This window comes from Streptomyces nogalater, from assembly GCF_039532885.1.
Classification (GTDB): domain Bacteria; phylum Actinomycetota; class Actinomycetes; order Streptomycetales; family Streptomycetaceae; genus Streptomyces; species Streptomyces nogalater.
In genome coordinates this window covers 16,361-38,597 of record NZ_BAAASM010000062.1, presented here as the reverse complement: position 1 = coordinate 38,597, position 22,237 = coordinate 16,361, and the positions used below count along the sequence as shown (strand labels likewise).

Genomic DNA, 22,237 nt, shown 5'->3' with positions numbered 1-22,237 from the left:
TCAATCAGGCCGCTGGTGCGGGGATGCTGCGGTAACGCAGCCCGTTGTGGCTGCCGCGCAGGCTCTCCCGGGTGAACACCCGGGCCGAAGGACCCGGGCCGAAGTCGACGATCCGGTCGGGCCGGCAGCCGTCGATCGCCGCGTGGACCGTGCCGGGCCAGTCCAGTGGCCGGCACACCGCGTGGGCGAGGATGTCCGGCAGCAAGTCGCCGCGGTGCTGGAGGTTGACCGGCGCGTCGGCGACGTAGACCGGCACGGCCAGCCGGTCTCCGGTCAGCGTGGACGTCATCAGGTGCCGGTCCTCCAGCGCCGCACGCACCGCCGCGTTCAGCAGCGGGGTGTGGAACGGCGCGGTGCTGCGCAGATAGGCCCAGCGCACCCCGGTGTCGGCGAACCGCCGTGCGTGCCGTGACCGGAAGCCGGCGAGGTCGGCCGGCTCTCCGGCCAGCACGTGCGAGCGTCCGGAGTTGGCAAGCGCGACGTGCACCGGGGAGTGAGCCGCGAGGTCGCGCAGTTCCTCGGCCTTCAGGCCCGTCACCGCTGCCATCGGGGTGGCCTCGCCGCTCCGCGGCGGCGTCTGCTGGTGACAGCGGATCAGGGTGAGCGCTGTCATGGTGATCATGTCGTGACAGAGGTCCGTGTACTGCCGGCGGCCGGTGATCCGCAGCCCGGCGACCACCGCGCCGATCAGGCCCAGACTGTGGCCGATGGCGGCCACCGGCGCGGGCCGGTCGCGGTCGCGGCCGCCGATCGCGGGCTGCAGCAGGCACAGTTGGTAGAGGTGGGCGCACAGCCCGTCGACGATGGAGTGGTCCAGCGCGGCGTCGTCGGGTGACGCGCCGCGGAGCCAGGCGGTCAGCGGGATGCCGCCGGGCAGTTCCCCGCGGTAGGCGTCCGCGCCGACGTGGTCGAGCACGCCGGCCACTGCCTCGACAGCCGTGGTGAAGTACCGGGCGTTCTCGGGGCGCGTGTACAGCGCCCGTAACGCGGCGAGCGGCGGTCCTTGCATCCCCGCCATGCCGCTGAACAGGTAAAGGTCTCGCATGTGCCTTTCCCCGTGAGGAGGTGCTACCGGCCGCTGGGAGGCGTTGGTAGGAGCTGCGGGAGGGCGTCCGCCTCGGCGACCAGGCGCCGGGCCGCCCGCTGTTCGAGCTGCCGCAGGCCCTTGAGCCCACGCCGGATCCGGTCCGCCGGCAGCGCGGGCAGCCCGGACTGGAAGGCGGTGACCCGGTCCGACAGCACGGTGGCCAGCTGCGCGATGCGGGCGTAGGCGGACCGGACCTGCTCCCCGTGCGTGGTGTGGGCCAGGAAGCGGTGGAACAAGGTGCGTGAACCGGCCAGCAGAGCCATGCTGTTGACGCCGGGCGCGCGGTACGCGGCGGTCACCGAGGCGCGCTCCACGACGAGGTTGTCGCCGACCACGTCGTAGAGTTCGAAGCCGTCGCGGAACCGGCCGAGGAAGGCGCGGTAGGCGGCCTCGAACCCCTCCTGGTCCGGTCCGGAGGCCTTCCGTACGGTGGCGCAGCCGGTGAACCAGCGTTCGGGCTCGCGGGCGTAGCCGGCGCGCAGGACGTCCCAGCTCACGGTCAGCGGGGCGTACTCATGGTCGTCGGAAACGTTGTCGACCAGAAGGACGTCGGTGCCGCTCACTCCGCACAGCAGGAACGAGTGCAGCAGGTGGTACTCCTCGGGGAGGGTGCCGGCCCGGCGCATGAACTCCACCCAGTACGGGAAGTGATGCCGGGGCGCGTAGAAGAAGACCGGCTGTCCGGCGGCGAGGAACCCGGTCACACCGGACTCGAAGCGGGCGAGGTCGACGGCCCCGGCCGAGAGCACTTCGAAGCCGAGCAGGCGCAGGTCGTCGTCGGTCACGTACGGGGTGTCGAAGGCCCAGCGGTCCTCGCCCCGCAGGTAGCAGTGGCGGTGGATGGCGGAGGTGGAGCCCAGCGCTCCGTACATCAGCAGGTCGGACCAGCGGGTGCGGCCGCCGACGTAGGCGAGCAGTTGGGTCTTGCGGCAGTGCAGGTGGTTGTTCGGATCCCGGGTGCGGATCAGATCCAGGCCCGATAACTTGATCATCTGGTCGACGGACAAGAGCGTAAACCTCCGTTCGGCGGAGCCTCTGTCGCGGAGGCTCGGACCGGGGAGAGCCGCACACCTCTTGAGGGGTGCCGCATTCATACGGGTACGGGCCGTCCGGGCCGGGACGGCGACGCCGGGGCGGGTGTCAACGGATTCACCGAGGTCACGCACATCGATGTGCGGACTGTTCACGCGGCACACGCCAGGAATTTCCCGCATTGGGCGATCAGGCGAGGCGCGCGGCGGCAAGGGTGGATGGGTCACGTGGGACCCGTCGATGGCTTCTTCGTCAGCGACACAGGCAACCGCTCAGACGTTCGCCTGGTGCGCCTCATGATGTCAGCGCGGTGAGCACCGGTCAATAAAAGTCATACGATTTGCCGTCCGCTGGAACTCCGCTCCACCCCTGCTCCACCGATTCGATGACTGAAGGTCAGATTCCATATCTGCGGCCCTAGTTGACCGGAGTATCTGTCGGCACGAAGGTCTGCCGATCGATCGGCGGCACACGGGCCCCGGCGGGCGAGGCCGGCCCAGCCCTCGCCGCCGCCCGGGGCGCGCCGTCCCGGCTCCGCGCCCGCGGAAGGTGAACGGCCGGGTCGGTGCCTCGGGCTCGCGCAGGCCGGGAACGCACACCACCTCCCCGGGCTCCAGGGCGCCGAGGGATGCGGTGACGACGTCGGCCGCAGGGGAGAGGCACCGCTCCTACCGTGGGCCGATGGCACACCTCCGTGGCTTTGGCAGGCTGACGGCATGACACAGCCACCCTTCGCCGAGCAGCTCCCGTACCACCGTCTGGCCCGTCTCGCGCCGCGCTACCAGTGGTGGCGCCCGCTGCTCGGGACCCTGGTCGTGGGTGTGGCCTACGTGCTCGCCGTGCTCGTCCTCATGCTCTGTTTCCTGGTCCTGGGTGTTGCCCTCGGATACCCCGAGGACGCCGATGGCTGGCCGGAGTTCGGCCCCGTCTCGGGCACCGCCCTGGACCTGCTGTCGATCGCGGTGGGCATACCCGTGCTGCTGCTGACCGTGCGCTGGATCGGCCGGCGCCCGGCCGGCACGGTCTCCTCGGTGACCGGGCGGCTGCGGATGCGCTGGCTCGCGCTGTGCGTGCTGACGGCCCTGCCGGTCCTCGCCCTGACGATGGGCGCCACGCTCCTGCTGCCCTCGGACGGCGGCGAGGCGGAGAGCCAGTGGGTGGGCTGGCCGGCCTTCGGGCGGGCCCTGGCCGTGCTGCTGGTGCTGGTGCCGTTGCAGGCGGCGGCCGAGGAGTACGTCTTCCGGGGCTGGCTGACGCAGACGGCGGGGGCGTTCCTGCGGTCGCCGTGGGCCGCGCTGGTGCCCCAGGCCGTGCTGTTCGCCTCCGCCCACGGCTGGGGTACGCCGTGGGGCTTCGCCGACCTGTTGGTGTTCGGCGCGTGCGCGGGGTGGCTGACCTGGCGGACGGGGGGACTGGAGGCGGCCATCGCCCTGCACGCCGTCAACAACCTCTTTGCCTTCGGTGTGTCGGCCGCCGTGGTGGACGGGCTCGCCAGTGACGAGACCGCGGCCGACGCGGGCTGGCAGACGGTCGTGCTCGACGTCGCGGGCATCGTGCTGTACACGGCGGCCGTGACGTGGTGGCTGCGCCGCCGCCGACTGGAACGCACCGCCCCCGCGCCGCTGCCCCCGGTTCACCCGTACGGTGCGGCGCCCGGGCAGTGGCCGGGTCACTCGTACGGTGCGGTGCCGGCGCAGCCCCCGGGTCACTCGTACGGTGCCGTACCCGGGCAGTGGCCGGGGCATCCGGCGGCCGGTGCCCCCGTGCCACCGGCCTGGTCGGGCTACCCGACGGCCGGTCACCCCGCGCCACCCGCCTGGCCGGGTCACCCGGCGGCCGGTCACCCCGTGCCGCCGGGCTGGACCGCTCAGCCGGGGGCTGCCGCGCCGTGGCCGGGTACGGGCCGTCCGGCCGAGTCGGCGGGCACCGGGGAGGAGAACCCGGGCACCGGGTGAGCGGTGTATGGGCGGGTCCGCCCGCGACATGGCGCCCTGGGCGGCGGGTGGCGTGCGAGGGTGTGCGGGCGGCTGGGGGAAGATCGTTCCGTGGCCGGAGCCGCCTCCTCACCCGATGCGTGCCCGTCGGCCGCAAGTCACCTATGTGCAAAGGAAGTTGGCGTCATGACCGACACGCTTACCGTGACCGTCCTGGGTACCGGCATCATGGGGGCCGCGATGGCCCGCAACCTGGCGCGCGCCGGACACACCGTGCGTGCCTGGAACCGTACCCGCGCCAAGGCCGAACCGCTCGCCGCCGACGGTGTGCTGGTCGCCGGCACGCCCGCCGAGGCCGTCGAGGGCGCCGACGTCGTGCTGACCATGCTCTACGACGGCCCGGCCGCCCTGGACGTCATGCGGCAGGCCGCCCCCGCGCTGCGCCCCGGCGCCGCATGGGCGCAGTGCACCACCGCCGGCACCCAGGCCCTCGGCGACCTGGCGGCCTTCGCCCGCGAACACGGCCTGGTGTTCTTCGACGCGCCGGTGCTGGGCACCCGGCAGCCGGCCGAGGCGGGACAGCTCCTCGTCCTCGCCGCGGGCCCGGCCGGCGAACGGGCCGCCGTCACCCCGGTGTTCGACGCGATCGGCAGTCGTACCGTGTGGACCGGCGACGACGGCACCGCGGACACCGCGACTCGGCTGAAGCTGGTCGCCAACAGCTGGGTCGTCGCGGCCACCGCCGCCACCGGCGAGACGCTGGCCCTCGCCAAGGCGCTCGGCGTGGACCCGCAGGACTTCTTCGACGCCATCGCCGGCGGCCCGCTCGACATGGGCTACCTGCGCGCCAAGTCCCGGCTCATTTTGGACGGGGAACTGACGCCCGCCCAGTTCGCGGTGGTCACGGCCGCCAAGGACGCCCGGCTCATCGTCCGGGCGGGCGAGGAACACGGTGTGCGTCTGGACGTGGCCGCCGCGAGCGCCGAACGTCTGGAGCGCGCCGCCGCGCAGGGCCACGCCGACGAGGACATGGCCGCCGCCTACTTCGCCAGCTTCGGCGAAGCCGAGACGCCGTCCGCCTGAGAGAGGGGCCCTGCGGGAGGCGTCCGGGCTCACCGGGCGGGGTCGGCGCCTTCCGCTTTCTCGGCCGTCTCCGGCTCCGGTTCGGCGGCCACGGTGTAGAAGACGGACGAGCCCTGCTTGCTGCGGTGCGCGCCGTTGCGGGCCACGAGGTTCTCCAGAGTGGTGCGCACGACCTTCGTCTGCACCCCCCGATCGGGGTACGTCCGGCTCAGCGCCTCGGTGACCTCCGCGGCGGAGCGCGGCTCGTTCTGCTCGGTCAGATACCGGCGGACCAGCTCGACGAGCGTCGGCTGCGCGGGCTCCGCGGACTGTGCGGGCGGCGTGGGGGCCTTCTTGGCCGCCGGTTTCCCTGCCGCCGCCTTCCCGTTCCCCGGCTTCCCGGCCGCCGACTTCTTGGCCGCCGTCTTCTTCGGCGCCGGCTTCTTGGCGTCGGGGCGTCGCGCGCCGCCGCTCTGCCCGCGCGGAGCGGGTACGACCGCGCCGGCGGCCGGGGCGGCGATGCCGAGCGCCTGCTGCATGTTCAGCAGAATGGAGTGGTCGTGCTGAAGAGCGGCCAACCGCTCCTGCAGCGCGGCGATTTCGGCGGTGACGCGCTCCTGTTCCTTGACGTTCTCTTCTAGGTCCTTGGTCACCTGGCTCACATACTGAGAGGCCAATTCGGTGACGGGCCCAGCGGTTTCCGGCATATCTACCTCCGCTTCTGGTGCGACACCTGGATGATACGGGTGAGTTAACCCGTTCTCACCTTTCGTGACCAACAGACACGGCGGTCGGTCCTGGGCCTGGGGACACGGGTCGGGGTACCGGAAGCGGCTCCCGTGGCCCAGCTGTTGCCCAACCGCCATGTGGGGGACGCCCCCTGGCTAGGATTCCTGCTCATGGCGACGCGCGGACACACCGGCACCCCCGGACCGGGGCGCCGTAGCCGTGCGGCCCTGGTCCTGGCCGGACTGCTGCTCTGCGCCGGATGCGAGGACTCGCTGGGTCAGCCGCCGCCGCGCCCGGACGGACCCTCCGCCGTCGCCGCGTGCCTGACCGGCTCCGGGGACCTGATCGCCGACGTGGACGACGACGGCCGCCCGGACCGGATCACCGACCCCTCCCATCACGGCGCCGGGCTGGCCATCGCCTTCGGTACCGGTTCGCGCCGCGAACGGACCGTCCCCGCGCGGGGACTGGCCGACCGCCCCGGGAACCGGCAGCGGTATGTGCGCGCCGCCGTCGCGGACTTCGACCAGGACGGCTGGAGCGACCTGGCCGTGGTCGCCGGGCGCGCCCAGGGCGGCGACGACCCGGTACCGCCGCGCGTGGCCGAACTGCGGCTGGGTCCCTTCTCCGGCACCGGCCGCAGCCGGCGCACCGTACGGCTCGACCTGGGCGCCACGCAGGACATCGCGGTGGCCGATCACAACCACGACCGGTATCCCGACCTCGTGGCCTACACATACTCCGGCGACGGGGTGTACGAGTTCCAGGCCCGGCTCGGCAACCCGCGCACCGGACTCGGGGCCGGCACCCGCGCGTACACCACGGACGCGGAGGCCACCGGCTACGACCCGCCGGCCCGCCTCCCGCACGCCGGCCTGACACCGTTCTACCCGGGGTGCCGGACGGGGTGACTCATCCGGAACCCGCCCCGGGGTGAGTGGAACACACACGAGGACGAGCGGAACGAAACCCGAGGACGAGTGGAACGGACCCGAGGACGAGTGGAACGGACCCGAGGGGGGCGGAAGGCGCCCGAGGGGGGCGGAATTCACCCGAGGACTAGCGGGATCCGTCCGGCGGGCGGGTCGGTGAGGGCGGCCCGTTCGGCGTCGGTCGGGGCCCGGCGGCCCGTGCCGATCCGCAGCGCGTCCTCGTCGGACCAGGACGCGGGGAAGGGTGCCCCGGCGATCTCCTCCAGCATCGCGCGCGCTTGTGCGAGGCCCTCGGCGGGCGGCCGCTCCGCGTCCGGGAGGTGCGCGATCAGGTCCAGGTGGTGCAGGGTCCACTCCAGGACATACGCCGCCAGGTAGTCGCCGGCGGTGAGGACCATGTCCTGGGTGCTCACCCGCAGTCCGGGATCGGCCAGTTCCGCCGCGCGCCCGGCGGCCGAACCCACGTCGTCCAGATGGAACTTCAGCAGTCCCGGGTCCTCGTAGGCGGCGGCCAGCCGGACCGTCAGCGCGTCCAGCGGGTCGTTACCGGCCGGCGGTGTGTCCGTGACGTGCCAGTAGGTCACCGCGTCGTGTGTCGGTTCCCCCGTGACGGGTGTCACCAAGGTGATCAGTACGTCCTGGGCGTCGATGACCAGATGGCACACGAGGTCCCGGACGAGCCAGCCGGTGCAGCCGGACGGTCGCGTGAAGTCCTCGTCGGCGAGACCGGCGACGGCCGTGCGCAAGGCGGCCCAGGAGCGCTGGAAGAGGTCCACGCCCGCAAGTTAGCAGCGGGCGGCGGGGTGCTTCGACCGTGGCCGGCCGACGCCTCGTCGACCAGGGCGTTCACGCTGACGAACGTTCATGAACATGAACATCGCTCACATGGGTGTTCTTGCGGTGTGATGGTGTGCCAAGCTCAGCCGACTTTCCTCGGACACGGCGGAGTGGGAGGGCGAACATGAGTGTTTCCCGGCGTGCGCTGCTGGTGACGGCGGCCGGTGCGGCGGTCGCGGAACCGGTCGCGGGACCGGTCGTGGAGGCGTCCGCGGCACCCGTGGCGGCGGCCGGACGGGCGGAGACGGGCGCGACCCTGCGGACACTGAGCGCGGCGGCGGACTACGCCGTGGACAAGGTCCGCGCCGTGGCACCCCGCGTCACCGGCTTCCCGGTCGGCACCAGGTTCGAGAAGTGGACGTACTCGCGCGGCGGGGACTGGGTCGGCGGCTTCTGGCCGGGGACGCTGTGGATGGCGTACCTGCACAGCGGGGACGACACCTTCCGCGCCCGGGCGGCCGAGTCGGCCCGGAACCTGGCCCCCCGCCAGACCGACACGACCACCCACGACCTCGGTTTCCTCTTCTCCCCCTCCTGGGTCACCGCCTGGCGCCTGACCGGCGACGACGAGTGGCGCACCGGCGCGATACGCGCGGCGGACTCCCTGATACGGCGGTACAACCCGCGCGGGCGGTTCATCCGGGCGTGGGGCGCGCTGACCGACACCGCCAACGCCGGCCGCGTCATCATCGACACGATGATGAACCTGGATCTGCTGGCGTTCGCGAGCCGGCAGACCGGTGACGCGAGGTACCTGGACATCGCGGTGGCGCACGCGAAGACCGCCCAGCGCGTCTTTCCCCGCCCGGACGGCTCGACCCCGCACGTGTTCGACTTCGACCCGGACACCGGCGCACCCCTCGGCCCCGCCACGGTGCAGGGCTACGACGCCTCCTCCTGCTGGTCGCGCGGGCAGGCGTGGGGCATCTACGGGTTCACCACCATGTACCGCAGGACCGGCGACACCGGGTTCCGGGACACCGCGCGCAGACTCGCCGACTACGCCATCGACGTGCTGACCCCGGACCACGTTCCCGTCTGGGACTACCGGGCCCCGCAGCAGCCGTACGACATCAAGGACGCCTCCGCCGGGGCGATCATGGCGTGCGGTCTGCTGGACCTGCACGCGGCCACCGGCCGGCGCGCCTACCGGGACGTGGCGCTGCGGATCCTCACCGCGCTCGCGGAGACGTGCCTGACCCGGAACTCGGCCCGCGCGGAGGCGGTCGTGGCCCGCTGCACCCGCAACCGTCCGGGGGAGGACGGCATCGAGATCTCGCTGCCCTACGCCGACTACTACCTTCTCGAAGGCATCCTGCGGGTGCTCCGCCCCGCGGACGTGGACCGCGCGATCGACCTGTCACAGCCGTCGTAGCCGTCCTGGCCGTCGTAGCCGTCCTGACCGTCCTACCGTCCGGTCGTGCTGGTCGTACAGCCGTCATGGCCGCGCCGGGCCGCTGCGGTCGGGTTCGGGCCGTCGCGGTCCGGTACGGGCGGCTCAGCGGCGTATGGAGGCCTCGTCGGCGCGTTCGCCCGTGCTCTGGTCGCGTCCGGTGCGTCCGGCGACGGCCCGGGAGCGCGCCGCCGGGCCGCCGCGGCGGTTGATCAGGACGACGCCGGCCACGACCACGGCACCACCGAGCAGTTCGACCGGGTGCGGGATCTCGCCGAGCCAGACGAAGGACACCAGCAGGGCGACGGGCGGCACCAGGTACAGCGCGGCCGTGGACGCGGCGAGCGGCAGCCGGGCGACGGCGTAGCCCCAGATGACGAAGCCCAGCGCGGACGGCAGCAGGCCGAGGAAGACGACGGCCAGCAGCGCGTCCAGGGGGGCATGGGGCATGGCCCGGACCGTCGCGGGCGCGAGCGGCAGCGCGAACACCGTGCCGGCGATCATGGCGTACGTGGCCACCTCCAGCCCGGTGTAGCGGCGCAGCAGGGGTTTGCTGGCGAAGTGGTAGACACCCTGGACGACGGCCGCGGCCAGGACCACCAGGGAGGCGACGGTGAACCCGGACACCCCGTCGCTCAGGGTGACCACGGCGGTGCCCACGAGAGCGATGACGCTGCCGACGGCCACGTTGCGGCTGATGTGTTCGGCCAGGAAGACGCTGCCGAGCAGCACGCTGAAGACGGGGGCGACGGCGATCAGCAGGCTCGCGGTGCCCGCCTCGACATGGATCTCGCCCCAGTTCAGCAGGACCTGGTAGGCGGTCATGCCGGTGAGCCCGCACAGGGCGATCTGCGGCAGGTCCTTGCGCCGGGGCATCCGGACCCCGGCGAACGGCGCGATGGCGGCCAGGACGACGGCGGCGATGGCCAGCCGCAGCAGCGAGAGCGCCGCCAGACCGAGCCCGCCCACCCCCACGCGGATCGCCGGGAACGCGGACGCCCACAGCACCACGGTGCCGGCCAGGGCGAGAAAGCTGGGAGAGGCGAACCGTGTGCGCATTCCTCTACGATGCCGAGAGCGAAACAAGAAGGTCCAGTTAGCTTTCTTTACGTCAAGCGTAAGATGAGATGATGCTTGATGTTCGTCGGCTCAGGATCCTGCACCACCTGGCCATCCACGGCACCGTCGCGGCGGCGGCCGAGGCCCTGCACCTGACCGCGCCGGCGGTCTCCCAGCAACTGGCCGTCCTCGAACGGGAGGCCGGCCTGCCGGTCGTCGAGAAGCACGGACGCACCCTGCGGCTGACGACCGCCGGCGAGCTGCTGGTCGCGCACGCGGAGGTGGTCCTCGGAGACCTCGCCGCCGCCGAGTCCGACCTCGTGGCGCTGCGCGGCGGCCGGCGCGGCCAGGTCCGGGTGGCCGTGTTCGCCTCGGCCGCCCGCACCCTGTTCCCGGCCGTGTACCGGGCGCTCGCCGAGGAGGACGACGCGTGGTCGCGCCGGCTCGCCCTCCAGCTCACCGTTCTGGAACCCGGTGACGCGCTCCAGGCCCTGCACAAGCGGGAGACCGACGTGGCCGTGGTCCACGGCTACACCGTGCTGCCCCGCGACTTCCCCTCGGGCAGCGAGCAGGAGGCCCTCATGGAGGACCCGGTGATGGCCGTGCTGCGCCTCGACCACGCGGACCGGCTCGGGCTGGCTCCCGGAGAGCCCGTGGACCTCTCCGCGCTCGCCCAGGCGCCCTGGCTGACGCCCGCGCCGGACACCTCCTGCTACGAGATGATCCAGCGCACCTGCGGCGCCGCCGGGTTCGTCCCCGACATCCGGGTCCGCAGCAGCGACTTCGCCGTCCTGACCGCCCTGGTCGCCGCCGGCGCGGGCGTCGCGCTGGCCCCCCGGCTCGCCGTCCCGGACGACGCCGCCGGGGTCGGCCTGCACCCGCTGACCAGGCCGGTCAGCCGGACGATCTTCACCGTGAGCCGCTCGGGCACCGCCGGCAGACCGGACATACACCTGCTGAACTCCCTGCTGAAACGGGCGGCGGCCGACCACTCCGCCACCCCCTGACCGCCCCTGCGATCCCGGCGACCCGACTTCTGCCCCCGCCGCCGTCCCTGCGTCTCCAGGCCGCTCCCGGCCGCGTCGGCGCGGGCCGGGCAGGCGTCGTGGCTCGGGGACCCGCGGTAGGCGGGCCGTGGTCAGGGTCGCCGTGGCCAAGGTCAGGGAGAGGGCGGTGGGCAGCGTTCCGGTGCCGAGGCGGGCGGTACAGAGGTGTGCGACCGTCCAGCCCAGTGCCGCGTACAACCCAGGTGAGCGGCCGCGGTGCCGGGGCGGGCGTCGGGGGCCGGACGGCGTGAGGGAAAATAGTTGCCTTGAGAAACCAGGAAGTGTGATGAAAGGTCCCGCATGCCGCACCTCACCATCGACTACTCCTCCCGGCTGGCCGGAGTCCTCGACGCGGGCGTCCTCGTGAAGGAGCTGCATCCGCTGGTCCTGGAGGAATCCGGATCGGCGGGCGTGTGCAAGACGCTGGTCCGGCCGGTGGACACGTATGTCGGAGACATACCGAGCGGGGAGACCGCTTTCCTGCACATCGAGGTGGGCCTCCTGGCCGGCCGCCCCGAACACCAGCGGGCCCGCCTGTCCGAGCGTGTCCTGGCCCTGGCCGGCGGACATCTGCGTGCCGCCGGCGTACCCGACGCGGTCGTCTCCGTGGAGGTCAGGGAACTGGCCGGCAGCTACCGGCTGTCGCCCGTGGCCACGGCCGGCGGGTGACCCCTCCCGCGGCCCCTCACCGGCCGCCACCACCGGGGGACCCCTTAGCCGTCGCGGGGGACCCCTGGGGGCCCTAGGGGTGTCTTGCGTCACCACCGCCTGCCTAGCCTCCGACAGCGAAAGGGGAAGCGGACCGGCAACCGTCCGGAGCGATCCGCACGGCCCAGGCCCTCACTTCGATCCCGATCGGATGGCGCGCTGGTGAACAACGAAGAGCAACTGCTCGACTATCTCAGGCGGACCACGGCGGACCTGCGGGAGGCGCGGCGACGGCTGCGCGAGAACGAGCGACGCGCACACGGCCCGGTCGCCGTCGTCGGCATCGGCTGCCGCTACCCCGGCGGCGTCACCACCCCCGAGGACCTGTGGGACCTCGTCGCGACGGGCACCGACGCGGTGACCGGCTTCCCCGCCGACCGCGGCTGGGACGTGGACGCCCTGTACGACCCCGACCCGGCCCGGCCCGGCAAGACCTACGCCCGCACCGGCGGTTTCCTGCACGACGCCGCCGACTTCGACCCCGGCTTCTTCGGCATCAGCCCGCGCGAGGCCCTCGCCATGGACCCGCAGCAGCGGCTGCTGCTGGAGACCTCCCACGAGGCGTTCGAACGCGCCGGCATCGTCCCCGCCACCCTGCGCGGCAGCCGCACCGGCGTGTTCGCCGGCGTCATGTACAACGACTACGCCACCCGCCTCGGCTCCGCCGTACCCGACGACCTCGACGGCTACCTGGCCAACGGCAGCGCCGCCAGCATCGCCTCCGGCCGCGTCGCCTACACCTTCGGACTCGAAGGACCCGTCGTCACCGTCGACACCGCCTGCTCCTCCTCCCTGGTCGCCCTGCACTGGGCGGTACGGGCGCTGCAGTCCGACGAGTGCTCGCTCGCCCTGGCCGGCGGGGTCACCGTGATGTCCACCCCGGAGACCTTCGTCGACTTCAGCCGGCAGCGCGGGCTCGCCCCGGACGGCCGCTGCAAGGCGTTCGCCGCCGCGGCCGACGGCACCGGCTGGGGCGAGGGCGCCGGCATGCTGCTGCTGGAACGGCTCGCCGACGCCCGCCGCAACGGCCACCCGGTGCTCGCCGTCATCCGGGGCAGCGCGGTCAACTCCGACGGCGCCAGCAGCCGGCTGACCGCGCCCAACGGCCCCTCCCAGCAGCGGGTCATCCGGCAGGCCCTGGCCGGTGCCGGGCTCACCCCCGCCGACATCGACGTGGTCGAGGCGCACGGCACCGGCACCGCCCTCGGCGACCCCATCGAGGCGCAGGCGCTGCTCGCCACCTACGGCCAGGGCCGCGACCGGCCGCTGCTGCTGGGCTCGGTGAAGTCCAACCTCGGGCACACCCAGGCCGCCGCGGGCGTCGCCGGCGTCATCAAGATGGTGCTGGCCATGCGGCACGGCGAGGTCCCGCCCACCCTCCACGTCGACGCCCCGACCGACCAGGTGGACTGGAGCGCCGGAGCCGTCGAACTGGCCCTGCGGCGGCGCCCCTGGCCTGCCACCGGACGGCCCCGCCGCGCCGCCGTCTCCTCCTTCGGCATCAGCGGCACCAACGCCCACGTCGTCCTGGAACAGGCGCCCGCCGACCCAGAACCGGCGCAGGACACACCCAACCCGCCCGCCCGGGACGGCGGTTGCGTTCCCTGGATCGTCTCCGGCCGCACCCCCCAGGCCCTCACCGCGCAGCTCGCCCGGCTGCGCGAGCACCTCGACGCACACCCCGGCGCCCGCCCGGCCGACATCGGACTGTCGCTCGCCACCACCCGCGCCCGCCACGAACACCGCGCCGTCGCCGTCGGCCGGGACACCGCCGAACTGCTCGCCGCGCTCGCCACCGCCGCCCCGCTCACCCGGACCGGCGGCCGCACCGCGTTCCTGTTCACCGGCCAGGGCGCCCAGCGCCCCGGCATGGGCCGCGCCCTGTACCGGGCCTTCCCGGTGTACGCCGACACCTTCGACGCGGTGTGCGCCCTCGCCGACCCGGGCCTGGAACGGCCGCTCGCCGACGTGCTCGACGACGACACCGGCCCGCTCCACCGCACCGACCACGCGCAGCTCGCCCTCTTCGCCACCGAAGTGGCCCTCTACCGCCTCCTGGAGTCCTGGGGCGTCACCCCCGACTACCTGGCCGGCCACTCCGTCGGCGAGATCGCCGCCGCCCACGCCGCCGGGGTGCTGTCCCTGCCCGACGCCGTGCGGCTCGTCCTCGCCCGCGGCACCCTGATGGCGGCCCTGCCCCCGGGCGGCGCCATGGCCGCGCTGCGCGCCACCGAGGAGGAGATCACCCCCCACCTGGACGCGACGGTCGGCCTCGCCGCCGTCAACGGCCCGCGCTCGGTGGTGATCTCGGGTGCCGAGGACGCCGTGGACGCCCTCGCCGCCCGCTTCGGCAGCGGAAAGCGGCTGACCGTCTCGCACGCCTTCCACTCGCCGCTGATGGAGCCGATGCTCGCCGGCTTCGCCGAGGCCGCCGCCCGGTGCTCCTACGCCGAGCCCCGCATTCCCCTGGTATCCACGCTCACCGGCGCCCTCGCCGACCCCGCGCACCTGACCACCCCCGGCTACTGGGTCGACCACGTCCGTCGCACCGTCCGCTTCGCCCCCGCCCTGACCACCCTGCACGACCTGGGCGTCCGGACCTTCCTCGAAGTCGGCCCGGACGCCGCCCTCACCGCGCTCGCCGCCGACTGCCTGCCCGAGGACAGCGTGACCGTCGCCGCCCTGCGCCGCACCGGCGACGAGGAACGCGACCTGGTCACGGCCGTGGCCCGCCTGCACGCGGCCGGCACCGACGTCGACTGGGCGGCCTTCTTCGCCCCGTACCACGCCCGGCCCACCCCCCTGCCCACCTACGCCTTCCAGCGGAGCCGCCTCTGGCTGGACGCCGGCCCCGGCGGCGGTGGCGACGCGGGCGGCCTCGGGCAGAGCGCCACCGGCCACCCGCTGCTGACCGCGGCGACCGACCTGCCCGACAGCGGGGGAGCGGTCCTCACCGGACGGCTCTCCCGCGCCTCCCACCCATGGCTCGCCGACCACACCGTGCACGGCACCGTACTCTTGCCCGGCACCGCCTTCGTGGAGCTGGCACTCCAGGCCGCGGAGCGCACCGGCTGCGCCACCGTCGGCGAACTCACCCTGCACGCCCCGCTGATCCTGCCCGAGCAGGGCGCCCTCGCCGTGCAGGCCGCCGTCGGGCCCGACCGGGACGGACAGCGGGAGCTGACCATCTGGTCCCGCCGCGCCGACACCCCCGACGCCCCCTGGACCCGCCACGCCGCCGGCATCCTCACCCACACCGGCGCCACCGCCGACGCCACGGACCCGGCCGGGCTGACCGACTGGCCGCCCCCGGACGCCGAACCCGTCGACCTGGCCGGCCTCTACCCCGCGCTGGCCGGCACCGGCTACGGCTACGGCGAGGTCTTCCAGGGCCTGCGCGCCATGTGGCGGCGCGGGGACGAGCTGTTCGCCGAGGCCGCCCTGCCCGACAGCGCCCGCGCCACCGCCGCCGGGTACGGGCTGCACCCGGCCCTGCTGGACGCCGCCCTGCACGTCAACCTGCTGGACCTGCCCGGCGGCCAGGCGGTCCTGCCGTTCGCCTGGGACGGCGTCACCCTGCACGCGGCGGGCACCGACACCCTGCGCCTGCGCCTGACCCCCTCCGGCCCCGACTCCGTCGCCCTCACCCTGGCCGACGCCGCCGGTGCGCCCGTCGCCACCGTACGCGGCCTCGTCGCCCGCCCCGTCACCGCCGACCAGCTCGCCGGGGACGGCGACGACCCGTTGTACCGGGTGGACCTCGTCCCGGCGCCCGCCGCGACGGCCCCGGCCCCGCCCGCGGCGGCCGTGTGCGGCCTCGGGCACGACAGCACCGGCCCCGAGAGCGCCGGTTCGGACCGTGGTCCCCTGATCGGCGCCGACGTCCCGCACCACCCCGATCTCGCCGCCCTCACCGCCGCCGGTCCCGTCCCCGACCTGGTCCTGCTGGCCGTACCGCCCGCCCCCGACGCCGCATGCGACCTGCCCGCCCTGGTGCGTGCGCGGGTGCACGCGGTCCTGGACGTGCTGCGTGCCTGGCCCGCCGACGAACGGTACGCCGGGCGCCGGCTCGCCGTGCTGCTGCGCACCGGCGACCTCGGTCACGCCGCCCTGTACGGGCTGGTCCGCGCGGCGCAGGCCGAGCACCCCGGGCGGTTCCTGCTCGTCGACAGCGACGGCAGCGCCGGCCCCGCGGCAGCCCTCGCCACCGCGCTCGCCGCCGGGGAACCGGAGGTCGCGGTGCGCGACGGCGAGGTACGGCTGCCCCGGCTGACCCGCGCCAAGCCCGGCGGCCCGCCCGCCTGGGACCCGGACGGCACCGTCCTGATCACCGGCGGCACCGGCGGCCTCGGCGCCCTGATCGCCCGTCACCTGGTCACCGCGCACGGCGTACGGCACCTGCTGCTGGCCGGACGGCGCGGCCTGGACGCCCCCGGAGCCGCCGAACTCGCCGAAGCCCTGCACGAGTCGGGCGCCGAGGTGACCGTCGCCCGGTGCGACGCCGCCGACCGGGACCAACTGGCCGCGCTGCTCGCCGAGCACGACGTACGGGCCGTGGTGCACGCCGCCGGCGTCGTCGACAACGGCGTCCTGGCCGGCCTGGACGCCGACCAGGTGGACCGGGTGCTGCGGCCCAAGGTGGACGCCGCCTGGAACCTGCACGAACTGACCCGCGAGAAGGACCTGTCGGCGTTCGTGCTGCTGTCCTCCACCGCCGGGCTGCTGGTCGGCGGCGGCCAGGCCAACTACGCCGCCGCCAACACCTTCCTCGACGGCCTCGCCGCCCACCGCCGCCTTCTCGGCCTGCCCGCCGTCTCCCTCGCCTACGGCCTGTGGTCCGGCACCGGCGGCCTGGGCTCAGGCATCGACGCCGCCGACCTGGAACGGCTGCGCCGGCTCGGCCTGCCGCCCCTGACCCCCGCCCAGGGCCTGCGCGCCCTCGACGCGGGCCTCGGCGCCGAGGACGCCGTACTGGTGCCCGTACGCCTGGACGCCGCCGCGGTGCGTGCCCGGACCGACGGCGTCCCCGCGCTGCTGCGAGGCCTGGTCAGGCCCGCCCGGCGGCGCGGCGCCGACGGCGGCACCCCGGCCGGCTCCTGGCGCGAGCGGCTGGCGCCGCTGGCCGACTCCGAACGCGACCGCGCCCTGCTGCAACTGGTGCGCACCCATGTCGCCGCCGTGCTCGGGCACCCCTCGCCCGAGTCGGTGGAACCGGGGCGCGCCTTCCAGGAGATGGGCTTCGACTCGCTCGCCGCCGTGGAACTGCGCAACCTCCTCGCGGGCGCCACCGGACTGACCCTGCCCGCCACGCTCGTCTTCGACCAGCCCACGCCCACCGCCCTCGCCGCCCACCTCAAGACCGCGCTCGTGCCCGGCCCCGCCGACCGGGCCCGGTCCGCGCTGGCCGAACTGGACCGCCTGGAAGCCGCACTGCACGCCCTGCCCGACGAGGACGGCAGCCACGCCCGCGTCACCGCCCGCCTCGAAGCGCTGCTGCGCGACTGGCAGGACACCCACGGCCGGCACCCCGCGCCCGGGACACCGGACGACTTCGGCGACGCCAGCGACGAGGAACTCTTCGCCAGGATCGACAACGAACTGGGAGCCCTGTGATGGAAGACTCGGCCACGGCCGGCAAGCTCCGCGACTACCTCAAGCGGGCCACGACCGAGCTGGAGCGCAGCCGCCGCCGCGTACGGGAGCTGGAGGACCGCGAGCGCGAGCCCGTCGCCGTCATCGGCATGGGCTGCCGCTTCCCCGGCGGTGTACGCACCCCCGAGGACCTGTGGCGGATCGTCGACGAGGGCATCGACGTCGTCACCGAGTTCCCCACCGACCGCGGCTGGGACACCGAGGCGATCTACGACCCCGAGCCCGGCGCCCCCGGCAAGACCTACGTCCGCCACGGCGGCTTCCTGCACGACGCCGCCGAGTGCGACCCCGCCTTCTTCGGCATCAGCCCCAAGGACGCACCCGGCACCGACCCGCAGCAGCGGCTGCTGCTGGAGGTCGCCTGGGAGGCCTTCGAACGGGCCGGCATCGACCCCACCACCGTCAAGGGCACCCCGACCGGCGTCTTCGTCGGCCTGATGCACCACGACTACCTCGGCGGCACCATCTCCGGCAGCATCGTCTCCGGCCGCATCGCCTACACCCTGGGCCTGGAGGGCCCCGCGGTGACCATGGACACCGCCTGCTCCTCCTCCCTGGTGGCGCTGCACCAGGCCATCCAGTCGCTGCGCAAGGGCGAGTGCTCCCTGGCGCTGGCGGGCGGCGCCGCCGTCATGGCCAGCCCCGAGATGTTCATCGAGTTCAGCGAGCGCCGCGCGCTGTCCCCCGACGGCCGCTGCCACTCCTTCTCCGACGACGCCGCCGGCGCCGCCTGGGCCGAGGGCGCCGGCATGCTGCTGGTGGAGCGGCTGTCCGACGCGCTGCGCAACGGCCACGAAGTGCTCGCCGTGGTCCGCGGCTCGGCCGTCAACCAGGACGGCGCCTCCAACGGCCTGACCGCGCCCAGCGGCCCGGCCCAGATCCGCGTCATCCGGCAGGCCCTCGCCGACGCCCGGCTCGCCCCGCACCACATCGACGCGGTCGAGGCGCACGGCACCGGCACCACCCTCGGCGACCCCATCGAGGCCCAGGCCGTCATCGCCGCCTACGGGCAGGACCGGCCCGAGAACCGGCCGGTGTGGCTCGGCTCCCTGAAGTCCAACATGGGGCACCCGCAGGCCGCGGCCGGGGTCGGCGCCGTCATCAAGATGGTCATGGCGATGCGCTGCGGCACCCTGCCCCGCACCCTGCACGTCGAGAAGCCCTCCACCGCCGTCGACTGGAGCGCCGGAGACGTCCGGCTGCTCACCGAGGCCCGCCCCTGGGACACCCCCGACGGCCGCCCGCGCCGGGCCGGCGTGTCCTCCTTCGGCATCTCCGGCACCAACGCCCACACCATCCTGGAGGAGGCGCCGCCCACCGCGACGGAACAGCCCGCCCCCGAGCGGGCCGCGCTGCCCGTCATCCCCTGGGTGCTGTCCGGCAAGGGCCCCGACGCCGTGCGGCGGCAGGCGGAGAGGCTGCTCGCAGAGGCCGGCGACCTCGACCCGTACGACGTCGGCTACTCGCTGGCCACCACCCGGACCGTGTTCACCCACCGGGCCGCCGTCACCGGCCGCGACCGGGCCGAGCTGCTGGCCGGCCTGCGCGCCGTCGCCGACGGCAGCCGCCCCGCCGAGGCGGCCCCCGAACCCGGCCGGCTCGCCGTGCTGTTCTCCGGGCAGGGCTCCCAGCGGCCCGGCATGGGCCGCACCCTGTACGCCGCGTTCCCGGTGTTCGCCGCCGCCTTCGACGAGATGTGCGCCGCGTTCGACACCCACCTGGACCGGCCGCTGCGCGAGGTGATGTGGGACCAGGACACCGACCCCGCGCCCCTGCACCGGACCGTGTACACCCAGGCGGCCCTGTTCACCTTCGAAACCGCCCTGTACCGGCTGCTGGAGCACTGGGGCATCCGTCCCGACCTGCTCGCCGGGCACTCCGTCGGCGAGGTCGTCGCCGCGCACGTCGCCGGCGTCCTGGACCTGAAGGACGCCGTCGCCCTGGTCGCCGCCCGCGGCCGGCTCATGCAGGAACTGCCCGCCGGCGGCGCGATGGTGTCCCTGCTCGCCACCGAGACCGAGGTCGCCGGGCTGCTCACCGACGGCGTCGACATCGCCGCCGTCAACGGCCCGCGCGCCGTGGTGGTCTCCGGTGACGAGGACGCCGTACTCGCCGTCGCCGCCCGGGTGGAGAAGTCCACCCGGCTGAAGGTGTCGCACGCCTTCCACTCCCACCGCATGGACCCCATGCTGGAGGCGTTCCGCGAGGTGCTGGCGGGACTGACCTTCCGCGAGCCCGCCCTGCCGGTCGTCTCCAACGTCACCGGCCGCCTCGCCGACCGGCTCGACTCGCCCGAATACTGGGTCCGGCACGTCCGCGAGGCCGTCCGCTTCCACGACGGGCTCACCACCCTGGCCGCCGAGGGCGCCACCCGCTTCCTGGAGGTCGGCCCCGACACGGTGCTCGGCAACCTGGCCCAGGACACGGCGCCCGTCGTCGTCGCCGCCCAGCGCCGCGACCGTGCCGAGGACGCCGCCCTCCTCGACGCCGTCTGCCGGCTGCACCTGACCGGCACCGGCCCCGACTGGACGGCGCTGTTCGCCGGGGGCCGCAAGGTCACCCTGCCCACCTACCCCTTCCGCCGCGACCGGCACTGGGAGGACGCCCCCATCCTCCAGGCCGAGCGCTCGGCGGCCGCCCGCGCCGGCGACGCCGCCGACCCGTTCTGGGACCTGGTCCGCGACCAGGACGTCACCGCCGTGGCCGCCACCCTCGGCGTCGCCGACGAAACCTCCGTCGCCGCCGTCGTACCGGCCCTCGCCGCCTGGCACGAGCGGCGGCGGGCCGACGCCGCGGCCGACGGCTGGCGCTACCGCGTCGCCTGGGAGCCGCTGCCCCCCGCCGCCACCCCGGCGCGCGGCGGCCACTGGCTCGCCGTCGTCCCCGCAGCCGACGACCCGTGGACCACCACCGTCCTGACCGGGCTCACCGAACGGGGCCTCACCCTCGACACCCTCACCGTGCCCGCCACGGCCGGCCGCACCGAGCTCGCCGCGCTGCTCGCCGGACGGGACGGCGTCGACGGGGTGCTGTCCCTGCTGGCGCCCGCCACCGCACCGGCCGTCACCGCCGCCCTCGTCCAGGCCCTCGGGGACGCACAGGTCGGCGCCCCGCTGTGGTGCGTCACCCGGGACGCCGTCGCCCACGGCCCGGCCGCCGCCGTCACCGGCCTCGACCAGGCCCCGGTGTGGGGCCTCGGCCGGGTCGCCGCCCTGGAACACCCCGACCGCTGGGGCGGACTGGCCGACCTGCCCGCCGAACCCGGCCCGCAGTCCCTCGCCCGGCTGGCCGCCCTGCTCGGCGACGCCGGCGGCGAGGACCAGGTCGTGCTGCGCGAGAGCGGCGCCTACGGCCGGCGCCTGGAGCCCGCCCCCGCCCGTACCGGCGCCCCCTGGACGCCGTCCGGCACCGTGCTGGTCACCGGGGCCACCGGCGCCGTCGGCAGCGCCGTCGCCCGCCGGCTCGCCGCCGAGGGCGCCGACCACCTGCTGCTGACCTCCCGCCGCGGCCTGGACGCCCCCGGCGCCGTCGACCTGGTCCGCGCACTCACCGAGACCGGCACCCGGGTCACCCTCACCGCCTGCGACGTCGGCGACCGCGCGGCCCTGGCCGCCCTGCTGGACTCCGTACCGGCCGAACACCCCCTCACCGCCGTCATCCACCTGGCCGGCGCCCTCGACGACGGCGTCCTGGACGCCCTCACCCCCGAACGGTTCGACCGCGTCCTCGCCCCCAAGGCCGACGCCGCCCGCCACCTGCACGAACTCACCGCGGACCGGGACCTGTCGGCCTTCGTGCTGTTCTCCTCCCTGACCGCCACCGTCGGCGGCGCCGGCCAGGCCAACTACGCCGCCGCCAACGCCTACCTCGACGCCCTCGCCGAACACCGCCGCGCCGCCGGACTGCCCGCCACCTCGATCGCCTGGGGACCCTGGGGCGGCGACGGCATGGCCGCCCACGGCACCGTCCGCTCCGCCGCCCGCGCCCTGGGCATGTCCCTCCTCGACCCCGGCCGCGCGCTCACCGCGCTGCGCCGCGCCCTGGCCGGCGGTGACACCACCGTCACCGTCGCCGACGTCGACTGGACGGTGTTCGCACCCGCCTTCACCGCGACCCGGCCCAGCCCCCTGCTGTCCACGCTGCCCGGGGCCCGCCCCGGCACCGGCGGACCCGGACAGGCGGGCCCCGCGGGCGACTTCGCCGCGAAACTCGCCGGCCTCACCGGCGGCGAACGCGACCGCGCCCTGCGGGAGCTGGTGTGCGGCCAGGCCGCCGCCGTCCTCGGCTACGGCGCCGCCGACGCGGTCGAGCCGACCACCGCCTTCCGCGACCTCGGCTTCGACTCCCTCACCTCCGTCGACCTGCGCAACCGGATCAGCGCCGCCGCCGGGGTGCCGCTGCCCGCCACCCTCGTCTTCGACTACGCCACCCCCGCCGCCCTCGCCCAGCACCTGGGCGGCGAACTCGCCGGCGCCGGCACCTCCGCCGTGGACTCGGTCCTCGCCGACCTCGACCGGCTCGCCGCCCGGCTCGGCGACCTGGACGCCGAGGACATCGAACAGGGCGGGATCACCGGCCGCCTGCGGTCCCTGCTCGGCGACCTGGACCAGGCCCTCGGCCGGGAGGAGGCCGGCAGCGTCGCCGGACGGCTCCAGGACGCCACCGCCGACGACGTCTTCGCGTTCATCGACAACGAACTCGGCTCGGCCTGAGGCGACCCGCCCACGACACCGCGGCCGCACCGCGGTCCACCTCTTCGCACAGGA

General features: G+C 74.7%; 13 protein-coding genes. 8 read left to right on the top strand and 5 right to left on the bottom strand.

What is annotated here, in order from left to right:
• Positions 1-4 precede the first annotated feature (4 nt).
• Positions 5-1,045, bottom strand: a complete 1,041-nt coding sequence (locus ABD350_RS32045) for a hypothetical protein (protein ID WP_344352444.1) — start codon at positions 1,043-1,045, stop codon at positions 5-7.
• Positions 1,046-1,068: 23 nt separating this feature from the next.
• On the bottom strand, positions 1,069-2,079 hold the full coding sequence (locus tag ABD350_RS32040) for a hypothetical protein (RefSeq protein ID WP_344352443.1): 1,011 nt from the start codon (positions 2,077-2,079) through the stop codon (positions 1,069-1,071).
• Between the two features lie 756 nt (positions 2,080-2,835).
• Between ABD350_RS32040 and ABD350_RS32035 the strand changes: the two genes are divergently transcribed.
• Entirely contained in the window at positions 2,836-4,074 is a 1,239-nt protein-coding gene (locus ABD350_RS32035; protein ID WP_344352442.1) for a CPBP family intramembrane glutamic endopeptidase, read from the top strand.
• A 165-nt stretch (positions 4,075-4,239) separates the two neighbouring features.
• Positions 4,240-5,136 carry an NAD(P)-dependent oxidoreductase gene (locus ABD350_RS32030; protein WP_344352441.1) on the top strand — a complete coding sequence of 299 codons (897 nt, stop codon included), beginning with the start codon at positions 4,240-4,242 and terminating at the stop codon, positions 5,134-5,136.
• A gap of 29 nt (positions 5,137-5,165) precedes the next feature.
• Here the strand turns inward: ABD350_RS32030 and ABD350_RS32025 are convergent, their stop codons facing one another.
• Positions 5,166-5,822, bottom strand: a complete 657-nt coding sequence (locus ABD350_RS32025) for a hypothetical protein (RefSeq protein ID WP_382466868.1) — start codon at positions 5,820-5,822, stop codon at positions 5,166-5,168.
• Positions 5,823-6,014: 192 nt separating this feature from the next.
• On the opposite strand from ABD350_RS32025, the gene ABD350_RS32020 reads away from it, so the two are divergent.
• Complete coding sequence (locus ABD350_RS32020) at positions 6,015-6,755, top strand: VCBS repeat-containing protein (RefSeq protein WP_344352439.1); 741 nt, start codon at positions 6,015-6,017, stop codon at positions 6,753-6,755.
• Positions 6,756-6,892: 137 nt separating this feature from the next.
• Here ABD350_RS32020 and ABD350_RS32015 read toward each other — a convergent pair whose 3' ends face one another.
• Entirely contained in the window at positions 6,893-7,552 is a 660-nt protein-coding gene (locus ABD350_RS32015) for a maleylpyruvate isomerase N-terminal domain-containing protein (RefSeq protein ID WP_344352438.1), read from the bottom strand.
• Between the two features lie 185 nt (positions 7,553-7,737).
• Between ABD350_RS32015 and ABD350_RS32010 the strand changes: the two genes are divergently transcribed.
• Positions 7,738-8,988, top strand: a complete 1,251-nt coding sequence (locus ABD350_RS32010; protein ID WP_344352437.1) for a glycoside hydrolase family 88 protein — start codon at positions 7,738-7,740, stop codon at positions 8,986-8,988.
• A gap of 123 nt (positions 8,989-9,111) precedes the next feature.
• Here ABD350_RS32010 and ABD350_RS32005 read toward each other — a convergent pair whose 3' ends face one another.
• Positions 9,112-10,065, bottom strand: a complete 954-nt coding sequence (locus ABD350_RS32005; RefSeq protein ID WP_344352436.1) for a DMT family transporter — start codon at positions 10,063-10,065, stop codon at positions 9,112-9,114.
• A 71-nt stretch (positions 10,066-10,136) separates the two neighbouring features.
• Here ABD350_RS32005 and ABD350_RS32000 point away from each other — a divergent pair, with 71 nt between their 5' ends.
• The 4 genes from ABD350_RS32000 to ABD350_RS31985 all read left to right on the top strand — a co-directional run bounded on the left by ABD350_RS32000 (position 10,137) and on the right by ABD350_RS31985 (position 22,183).
• Positions 10,137-11,072, top strand: coding sequence for a LysR family transcriptional regulator (locus tag ABD350_RS32000; RefSeq protein ID WP_344352435.1), 936 nt, complete (start codon positions 10,137-10,139; stop codon positions 11,070-11,072).
• 339 nt (positions 11,073-11,411) lie between these two features.
• Positions 11,412-11,780 carry a 5-carboxymethyl-2-hydroxymuconate Delta-isomerase gene (locus ABD350_RS31995; protein WP_344352434.1) on the top strand — a complete coding sequence of 123 codons (369 nt, stop codon included), beginning with the start codon at positions 11,412-11,414 and terminating at the stop codon, positions 11,778-11,780.
• Positions 11,781-11,981: 201 nt separating this feature from the next.
• Positions 11,982-17,432 carry a type I polyketide synthase gene (locus tag ABD350_RS31990; RefSeq protein ID WP_344352433.1) on the top strand — a complete coding sequence of 1,817 codons (5,451 nt, stop codon included), beginning with the start codon at positions 11,982-11,984 and terminating at the stop codon, positions 17,430-17,432.
• Positions 17,432-22,183 (top strand): type I polyketide synthase, encoded by a 4,752-nt coding sequence (locus ABD350_RS31985; protein ID WP_344352432.1) that lies wholly within the window; start codon positions 17,432-17,434, stop codon positions 22,181-22,183. Before ABD350_RS31990 ends, ABD350_RS31985 begins: the two co-directional genes overlap by 1 nt.
• Positions 22,184-22,237: the final 54 nt, after the last annotated feature.